General features: G+C 57.6%; 9 protein-coding genes. 6 read left to right on the top strand and 3 right to left on the bottom strand.

Annotation, left to right across the window (positions count from 1 at the left end; genetic code table 11):
• The first annotated feature begins 100 nt into the window (after positions 1–100).
• Entirely contained in the window at positions 101–553 is a 453-nt protein-coding gene (locus tag ACYQ2W_RS05390) for a hypothetical protein (RefSeq protein WP_459863996.1), read from the top strand.
• A complete protein-coding gene (locus tag ACYQ2W_RS05385; protein ID WP_459863994.1) occupies positions 550–1,815 on the top strand; it encodes a hypothetical protein in 1,266 nt (421 codons plus the stop codon). The genes ACYQ2W_RS05390 and ACYQ2W_RS05385 overlap by 4 nt, the downstream gene beginning before the upstream one ends.
• 815 nt (positions 1,816–2,630) lie before the next feature.
• Here the strand turns inward: ACYQ2W_RS05385 and ACYQ2W_RS05380 are convergent.
• Complete coding sequence (locus ACYQ2W_RS05380) at positions 2,631–2,870, bottom strand: DUF6471 domain-containing protein (RefSeq protein WP_459863992.1); 240 nt, start codon at positions 2,868–2,870, stop codon at positions 2,631–2,633.
• Between the two features lie 157 nt (positions 2,871–3,027).
• On the opposite strand from ACYQ2W_RS05380, the gene ACYQ2W_RS05375 reads away from it, so the two are divergent.
• Positions 3,028–3,300, top strand: coding sequence for a hypothetical protein (locus tag ACYQ2W_RS05375; RefSeq protein WP_459863990.1), 273 nt, complete (start codon positions 3,028–3,030; stop codon positions 3,298–3,300).
• A gap of 685 nt (positions 3,301–3,985) precedes the next feature.
• Here ACYQ2W_RS05375 and ACYQ2W_RS05370 read toward each other — a convergent pair.
• Positions 3,986–5,770, bottom strand: a complete 1,785-nt coding sequence (locus ACYQ2W_RS05370; RefSeq protein ID WP_459863988.1) for a SulP family inorganic anion transporter — start codon at positions 5,768–5,770, stop codon at positions 3,986–3,988.
• A 484-nt stretch (positions 5,771–6,254) separates the two neighbouring features.
• A complete protein-coding gene (locus tag ACYQ2W_RS05365; protein WP_459863986.1) occupies positions 6,255–6,542 on the bottom strand; it encodes a hypothetical protein in 288 nt (95 codons plus the stop codon).
• A 946-nt stretch (positions 6,543–7,488) separates the two neighbouring features.
• On the opposite strand from ACYQ2W_RS05365, the gene ACYQ2W_RS05360 reads away from it, so the two are divergent.
• The 3 genes from ACYQ2W_RS05360 to ACYQ2W_RS05350 are packed head-to-tail and all read left to right on the top strand — an operon-like array spanning position 7,489 to position 9,240.
• Complete coding sequence (locus ACYQ2W_RS05360; RefSeq protein ID WP_459863984.1) at positions 7,489–7,695, top strand: MbtH family protein; 207 nt, start codon at positions 7,489–7,491, stop codon at positions 7,693–7,695.
• Between the two features lie 17 nt (positions 7,696–7,712).
• The gene (locus tag ACYQ2W_RS05355; protein WP_459863982.1) at positions 7,713–8,021 is read left to right on the top strand and encodes an NHLP leader peptide family RiPP precursor; all 309 of its coding nucleotides are present in this window, start codon (positions 7,713–7,715) and stop codon (positions 8,019–8,021) included.
• A 58-nt stretch (positions 8,022–8,079) separates the two neighbouring features.
• Positions 8,080–9,240 carry an amidohydrolase family protein gene (locus ACYQ2W_RS05350; RefSeq protein ID WP_459863980.1) on the top strand — a complete coding sequence of 387 codons (1,161 nt, stop codon included), beginning with the start codon at positions 8,080–8,082 and terminating at the stop codon, positions 9,238–9,240.
• Positions 9,241–9,348: the final 108 nt, after the last annotated feature.

The raw sequence follows: 9,348 nt of genomic DNA, 5'->3' as shown, positions 1-9,348 counted from the left end.
CAGGGATTTTTTGCCCGAGGCCGATCCGCGCGGTGATGAATGGCAGATGGGCTGCCGATCAATAGTTAGCTTTCAACAACCATAGGAGAAATGATTTCTAATGGGTGCCATAAAAAATAACACTTTTGCGTTTCTAGGGGTTGTCTTTTTCGTGGCATTGTCAATAGCTATATCTATGGTAATGCATTCTTATTTTTTCGACAGCGCACCAGATCAGTCTATCGATAGTGACATAAGCTTGGAAGGAGGGCATTTTTCTTTGCCTGAAGAATTCAAACCACACTTGGAAGGTTTTGTTGAAAAGAATTATCCAGCAATCATTATAACTCTCTTCACGATACTAGGCGTTTTCTCTAAAGCAATTTTAGACTATGCAAATAAAAAGGAGAGGCCATTGTGGAAGATAGTTGCACCGCCTTTACTAATAAGTCCAATCATAATCAATCCAACGTTTTCGATGTTGGCCGCGCATCCTGATGGATTTGTTGCAAGCCTAATTGCTTTCCAGAATGGTTTTTTCTGGCAAACCTTGACTGAAACGCTAAGAAAATGAGAAAAGTTTTTGCCTTACTAATCATGATTGGCTTTGCGTTAGCTGCTTTGTTGGGTTCCGACGGGAATGAGGAAATAAATAATAAATTTTCAGTATTTGAGTTTGAAAAATATATCATAGACAATGATTATGTGGTTCCTTTAAATGAAGAGCAAGTTGCTGAATACAAAAAAGCTGCCATGGGTAGTTTGGAGCTATTTTCAGAGGGGTGGGATAACACGAACATCATAGTGCCTCTGATCAATCCTGAAGCAACAGGAAATTTCTTGAATTTGCCAAAGCGAGGTTACATTGTTGATGATAAGAAGCTGCTTAGGTCTTTCTCTGCACCGGAAAAATACAAGACGTTCGTTCGAGAAACGATAGGATCTGGAGGTGTCACAATTGCATGCGCAAATGCTTTCTTTGTGAATGTTTCACCAATTCGAAAGTTTGAAAAGGATTTCGATGATATAGATGTATTAACTTCTGACTCGTCCGAAAAGAAGAGTGCTCTTGGTTATCTGCTTGCTGCGATGATTAACGAAACTACCCACCTTTATATTGGAGCCTATCTCCCAGAAAGTTTCGGTAAACTCACATACATGAACAAGGAATCTAAAGAACTACTGTTCAAAGCAACGAAAGATTTTTCTTCTGGTAACTTTGAATCAGCTAGAGATGGATTCATATCGGTTAGAGAAAAATGCCCTGCACTAGCCAATGCCGCCAATCTTGCAGCTCTTTCAGAGAGAAGGCTTAGGAACTACGAAGCATCTTCCAAGCTATACAAAATATCTATTTCATTGCAAGAAAAGTCACTTGATGCACGAATGAATCATTTGTTAAACCAGTACGAACTAGGAAACTTTGAGGAAATGCAAGGTATTCTTGATGGAATATTAAGATATGTTGGCGAAAGTCCGGAGTACTATTTTTGGAAAGCTGTGCTTGGTATCAACAAGCCTGCCAAAGAGATCGATGTAGAGGCTATGCTAGAAGAGTCGGCGAAGCAACATTATCAAAACAATCGAAGTTTAGGGATTCAGTCTGACCTGGTGCTAATCGGACGCGCAATGTATAGCGGACTTACAAAACAAGATTCCTCACTGCAAGAAGCACTTAATAGTCCTCAGGTAGAGAGATCAATGATGCGAATAAAGGAGTACTGCGATAAGAATTCAGATCGCAATGATTATTATGGAAAAACGTGCAACATTGACAACCCAGTAGAATACCTTCAAAACGCGCTCAATACCTATCGAAATTTCAGGCGATTATAGTAATTGTTTGACACGAGAAAAGCTAACAAACGCATAAACGCGGACGTCAAAAAGCTGCGCTGCTCGTTCCTCGCAGCAAGTAGCCTGGATGGAGCATAGCGGAATCCAGGGATTCCCGAAGGCTGCCCCACACGTCCCGGATTCCGCTACGCTCCATCCAGGCTACTTGCTACGAAATGGTCAGAATACGCAGGACAACATGACCTCCCTGGAGCCGAAGTGTTGCTATGAGATAGCGGTAAGTGCAGAGGTCTTCGGCGTTGGTGTGGCGGACAACGGACTCGTAGAGACGCCGAGGAATCCTTTGTAGGGAGGGAGACTGAAGAGGTGTTCGGAGAATTTACGAGAGAAGGGCCTTGCACGCGGAAAGGCTGGGAGATCGTTGGTAACCGAGTGTTTTGCACGTCGCTCGAAGAGTGTGGGCTGCGCCGACCAAGCCTTTGAAGGGACTCTCGAAATTTTTAGCCAGATCAGAGCCGGTTGGGTAGGGTGTGCCGACGATAGGAGGCGCACCGCTTCCCGAAGTGGTGCGCCTCGTCCCTCGGCACACCCTACCTTCTGGTCACGGCGGCTGCGCCTCCGCCAGGATACGGTCGCGGAGGAAACGATTGAGGCCGTCGTCGCTGACCACGTCCACCTTGCGGCCGAGCCGCTCGGTCGGCTCGATGGTCAGGCCGGAGAGGTCGAGGAGCGAGGCGTCGGGCTGGTGCGAAGACGTCTATAGGGCGCCCCGTGGGCGCCGGGCGTCTCCGGGCGGGAGGCGGTTTCGTTTGGCACGGCGCCCGCGGGGCGCCCTATGGCGGCGGTGGCCCGCGTTACCGTGCGAGGCGCACCGTATCCACGCCGAGGGCCTTCATGCACTGGAGGAAGAAGACGAAGGGAAAGGTGCCTCGGTTGATCTTGCTGGAGACCGATTTGTAGGTCTCTTCCACACCGATCTCATGGAGGCGTCTGATCAGCTCGTGGTAATCGGCGCCGGAGCGCGCCAACTCCGCCTTGAGGAGGTTGGTCGCCTCCTTTTTCCACTCGTTCTCGGTCATGGTTTCGTTGGTCATTGCGCGAATCGTTGATTGGACGGTTGGCGTTCGAATGTCACACAACGCGCTTGCGCAATCTCTTAATTAAGAGCACTTCCCCCACAAATGGAGAATATTCTGTGGATCGGCTGTGCATTCACCGATTCTTCCGTGCCATCAATTCAGGTACCGATCGATGCGAACCGAAGAGAATACCGTGCGCACCGTCAGCCAACTCTCCGTCGGCGGGATCAATCCGCTGGTGGACCCGGACGATCCGGTGGAGACCATGGGGCGGGTGGCGGCGGTGCTTACCCTGCTCCACGACGCCCTGGAGGATCGGGAGCTGGAGGGACCGATTCCGCCCGGCTATCTCCTCACCCTGCGCTGTGCCACCGCCGCCCTCGAACTGCCCCTCGACATCGGCCGTGATGACGGCACCCTGCCGCCCGTCGAGACCCGCCCGTAGGTTGCCGCTACCGCGGCGACGCGAACGAAGGCAGCGGGGGCGGGGCGGCGATGGCCTTGCCGATTGCAACCTCCCGTTCGGATCGGTTCGGCGGAGAATCGGGCAAGGGTGCCTCCGTTCGCGTCGCCGCGGTAGCGACGACCTACGGGGCGCCTACCTTCCTCTGCTTGTTGCACGACGTGGAGCGCCGAGGGCGGTTGATGTAGGAGCGGCCCCTTAGGCCGCGATCGGGCGGAGTGCCGCGCCGTGACGAGGCTTGCGGAGGTAGGCGGAACGGGGCCCCGCCTTCGGCATCCTGCTCACGCCAAACGCCTATGTCCCGCTCGGCCATCGCGGCCTGGGGGCCGCTCCTACAGGAGGGGGCGAGGGGCGATCAGAACGAAGGCAGAAGAGTCGGGGCGGCGATGGCCTTGCCGATTGCGATCTCCCGTTCGGATCGGATCGGCGGTGAATCGGGTTACAACCGAGCATCCTAGCCCACACCGGCGCCGTCAAGGCGCCAAAAAAAAACCCAAGACCACGCCATCCTCGATTTCAATCGCACTGCGGCCGGTCGCACGCCTCGCCAAATCGCCGAGTATCGGGACCAATGGCAGGCGAATTCGAAAAACGGCGACCCGAAGGCCGCCGTTCGTTTTCGGGGACGCGCCTATTCAGCACGCACCCCACCCACCAAGCGCGGGGGCTACCCCTTCTTCGCCCCACCCAACTGCTGCTTGCACTCGTGGAAGATGCGCACTTCACACTTCTCGCAGATCGAGTGGTCGAGCTTGTGGTAGATACCGCGAATGGCGGCGGTCTTCGACTGGAAGACGTTCTTCATGCCGGCCTCGTCAAGACAGCCGCAACGATCCATGGCATCCCACAACCCCTCCTTGACGTTGATCAGATACAAGTCGCCGCCCATTGCGCGGCGCTTGTGCGCCTCCTCCACCAGCGCCTCGCCGCCCTGCAGGTCCACGAAGTGGATGCCCTGGGCGATGATCGCCAGGTGTTTCTGCTCCGGTGATTCGTTGCGGATGCGGTCGAAGGTGTCCTGCACATGGTTGGCCGAACCGAAGAACAGCGAGCCGTCGATGCGCAGCAGCTTCAGCTGCGGGCACTGGGGCAGGCTCGGATCCGAGGAGAAGGCGTGCTTGTCGAGGCGCGGATCGGGGGCGCGGGAAACGATGCGCGGACGGGACACCCGCTCCAGGTAGAGCACCAGGGAGAGGATCACGCCGGCGAAGATGGCGAACTCCAGCTCCAGGAAGACCGCGCCGAGGAAGGTCACCACCAGCACCGAACTGTCGCGCTTCGAGGCCTTCAAGACGTGGCGCATCTCCTTGAAATCGATCAGCCCCCACGCCACCAGAAAGAGGATGCCCGCCATCGCCGCCTTCGGCAGATAGGCGGCCAGCGGGGCCACCAGCAACACGATGATCATCAGCAGCAGACCGGCGAACACCGCCGCCAGCGGGGTCTTCGCCCCGGCCTGGAAGTTGAGGCCGCTGCGGTTGAACGAGCCGGTGGCGACGTAACCGGAGAAGAAGGCGCCGGCGATGTTGGAGAGTCCCTGGCCGATGAACTCCTGATTGCCGTCGATGCGGTAGTCGCCGCTGCGCGAGGCCAGCGCGCGGCCGATGGAGACTGCCTCGGTCAACGCGAAGAGGGTGACCGCCAGGGCCGAGGGGGCCAGGTCGCGGATGTTCTCCAGGGTCAGGCTCGGCGCGGAGAGCGGCGGCAGGCTGGCGGGCAAGGCACCGACCGTGGCGATTCCGGTCACCGACTCGCCGAACACCGCATTGAGGGCCACCGAGAGCAGACTGCCCGCCACCATGGCGATGATCATGTAGGGCATCTTCGGCATCCAGCGCTTGACCGCGATGCCGCAGAAGAGCGTTGCGAACGCCACCACGGTGACGTAGGGATTGATCTCACCCAGCCGCTGGGAGAACTCCATGAGGATATCGTGCAGATGACCGCCGCGGGGCAACTCCACGCCGAAGAAGTACTTCAACTGCTTGGCGGCGATGAGAATCGCCGCGCCGGCGGTGAAGCCGACCACCACCGAGTGGGAGATGAAGTTGACCAGCGCCCCCATGCGCGCCAAGCCGAGGATCAGCTCGATGATGCCGACCATGAAGGTGAGGGTGAGGGCGAGCGCCACGTAGTCGACGCTGCCCGGCTCGGCGTAGACCGACAGGGCGGAGAAGAGCACCACGGAGGCGGCGGTGGTCGGACCGGAGACCAGGTGCCGTGAAGAGCCGAACATGGCGGCGATCACCGCCGGAATCATTCCGGCGTAGAGACCGTACTGCGGCGGCATGCCGGCGATGGTGGCGAACGCCACACCCTGGGGAAGGACCACCACGGCTCCGGTGAGTCCGGCAACGAAGTCACCACGCAGATCGCGGCCACCCACCGAGGGAAGCCAGCGCATGAATGGGAAAAGCCATGCCCAAGGGCCGCTTAAGGGTAGAGACTGCATCGAAACCTCACGCATCATCGAAGTGTTCAACCACAACGCACCCGACCGTCGGCCGGCGCGCCCGCCCATCATCTCCCCCCACGGCAGCCGCCCCACCCCGGAGATGAAGCATCATCCCGCCTTTCCGCCGCGCGGCCGACCGCATCGGTTCACCCGCAGAGCGGTGCGGCGCGCAGTTTGCGGCCGCTCCACACCGACGGGAACCAGGGCCGTAATTGAACGGAATCGACAAGAACCGGCCACCGTCGACAGCGTCCAGTGACGAGTCGCAACCTCCCGGAGCGCCACCGTCACGGACGTGCGGCCATCACCGCGCCCCGGCCTCGTCCGGGACGAGCCGTATCACAGGCAGGGCAGTGATCGCGGTAGAGATCGTTGGCGACGGCCCGGAGAACGGAACCGACCGTCCACGCATCCAGCCGGAAATGCTTCACCACGCCGAAGCGCCGGCTGGCGCTTGGGAAATGGTAAGTTCAGAAGCATATCATAAAAATTTGATGTTGGTTGCCGCTTTCACCGTTTTTGCTTCTTCGCCCACCACCGGAGGCAGGCCGCCGTGGGCGCCCTCCGCCAGCGAAAAAAGGCGCCACAGCGCCGTCTGACGGGGAGTTACCGGCAATGCGCCAACCCCACCCGCACCCATCGAACGGCAAAAAACACCTGGAATAAAATTTTTATAAAAAACTGAGGGAAGTGCGCTGGCGGCGGGATGATTTTCTCGGAATGGCACCCATTCCACGCGATCCCCGCCAATCCGCATCAAATCCGACACTCTTCCGTGCGACAAGAAGGAAGAAACGCGGTGCCTCGACACACAACGGAGATGGAGAACGCGCCTTCATGATCCCCTCGATCACTCCGGACTTCCAATCCACGAACGCCCCGCGCCCCTTCAAGCCCGGGGAGTTCTACGCGGGTATGGAAGCCACCCCTAGGACTTAGGATGAATCGGCCGCGGGCGGGCGGAATCATGCAGGGGCTCCCCCGGGACCTGAACACATCCCACTCCGCGGAGTCCGGCGGTCGGAGAAGTCGACGGCAAACGGCTATGGCTTCGGCACCATGTCGGGTGTGACGTCGATGAACCAGTAAAAGCCCCTGCCGCCCCCACCGCGACAACAACGATTTTTGGCTTACTCTATCTCCTCCATGTGCGCTGTATAAAAGTCGGATCACATCACATGATCGAACCGATTCCATATTCAAAATCCATTCCGTCCATGACGATTTTAATATAACGCTCCCGCCACGCCTGATCTGTCCGAATACGGAAAAATTTCGATTTTCATCCACTATTTTCTCGGGACCACCCCCCTTGACGGGACCGCATATATTGTGAAAGAGCGACCCTCCTATCAACTACGACAAGCGACAGCCAGTAAAAAAAACATCAACAATCAGACAGTGCCACGCGCCCCCCCCCCCAAGACATGGCACGAAAATCCATGCACGGGAATATGAACGACTCCACCTGACGGCTTGGCAGACCTCATCAATTCATCAAATCGTCACATGTTTTTTACCAACATATTTTGGCGACCCTCATTAAACACCTTGTGTAGATATTCACATAAAGTGTAATTGGGCAGCACCGAAAAGAATAGTGAGAAGACTTCGTGAAGATAAGAAAATTTCTTAGCAGATTTTTAGGATTGATCAGAACTTCTCGATAGGTTATAAATCTCCCCGTTCGAAATCCATTGCACAAGGAGTCTCTGATGGATCAAGACACTACGGAGTATCTGGTTGTGGTCAACCAGGAACAACAACACTCCATCTGGCCCACCTTCAAGCCCGTCCCGCAGGGCTGGCAGGAGTCGGGATTCCGGGGTAACAAATCCGAGTGTCTATCCCATATCGAGGAGGTTTGGACCGATATGCGTCCGCTCAGCCTCCGCCAAGCACTCTCCGCGTCCGAACACTAATAAAGAAGAGGCTTCCCATGTCTGCCCCCGAACCCAACTCGACCAAGCCCTACAAAGCCCTGATCAAGCGCTGCTGGGAGGATCCGGACTTCAAACAGCGATTGATGGACGATCCGGTTGCCGTCATTCGCGAAGCGGGACTGCCCATCCCGCCCGGTGTCACCGACGTGAAGGCGATTGAAAACGGCCCCTCACAGTTGACCATCGTCATCCCCCCCAACCCGGCGGAACTGGATGGCACAGACAGCAATCTGGTCGCGGGCGGATATTTTATTTTCTCCCGCGGCGGGTTTTCCTGCGATTTTATCGTGCACCAGCCAGAGTAGCCACGCATTCCCTGACCCACATTCAAACACCATTCATAATATCGTCCAAGGACAGGCCATGAACTCAAACTCCACCCCCACCACTCCCAAGCTCGACCTCGACACCCACATCCAGCCCTCGCCGCGCAGCTATGAACTGGTTGCGGGCGAGATCGGACGCCACTACGAGAAGATGTTCAACGAGTTGATGGAGAGTCTGCCCGCCGACAAGGCGGAGCGGCTGGCGCGATGGACGGGGGACGAGATCAACGAATGGAATGACGAAACCGTCTGGACCTACAAGGGTTCGACCGCCCCCGGCGCGCTGAGCGCGGATGGGCGCTTGCGCACGCTCGACTACATGGGGGTCAGCCGATCGCTGGTCTTCTCCGATCCCGGGGTTCAGGCGACGGCGATGGCCCAGGGCGATCTCGCGCTCGATACCATGCGCCACTGGAACGACTTCATCCTCGATTTCAGCAGCACCAACCCCGATCGACTGCGCGGGGTCGCGATCCTCAACACCTTCGACGTCCAGACCGCCATCGACGAGGCCGAACGGGTGATCAAGGCGGGAGGACGCGCCTTCGTCGTTCCCAGCAGCATCGCCCCCGGCGACCGGTCGCCGGCGAGCCGCGAACTGGATCCGCTGTGGGCGCGCATCGAGGAGGCCAACGCCACGGTGACGCTGCACGCCGGCGGCGAGGACGGCTTCCTCGCCAGCCGCGGCTGGGACGACGGCGTCGATCACCTCAAGTTCGACTCCATCGACTACGCCGCCGAGGGCGAGCAGATCGGCACCTACCTGTTCGCCGCGATGTCGCTGGCCCCGCAGAACTTCCTCACCGTTCTGGTCCTGGGCGGTGTGTTCGAGCGTTTCCCGCGGTTGCGCTTTGCCGCGATCGAGCTCGGCGCCCACTGGCTGGCGCCGATGGCCCTGCACCTCGACCATACGGCACAGATCTTCAAGCGCCGCTTCGACGGCGTGCTGACCATGAAGCCCTCCGAGTACATTCGGCGCAACGTCCGCGTCACGCCGTATCGCGTCGAAAACATCGCGGACTACATCGACCGCTACGGCATGGCCGAGTGCTACTGCTACAGCAGCGACTTCCCTCACCCCGAGGGTGGCAACGATCCGGTGACCGATTTCGGCAACCACATCGCGCGGCTCGGGGATTCGATGAACCAACAGTTCTTCTCGACCAATGGTGAATGGGTGCTGCCACCTTTGAGCTGACAACCGCATCCCGCCATCATGAGTTCGATCGCGGATCGGCTGGCCTCCCTTTCCCCGGAAAAGCAGGCCCTCCTCAAACGCGCCCTCGCGTCGAGGAAGCCCCCTTCC

The organism is Endothiovibrio diazotrophicus, from assembly GCF_054657215.1.
Note: the sequence above shows the minus strand (reverse complement) of the source record. Positions and strands in the feature narration are given on the sequence as shown.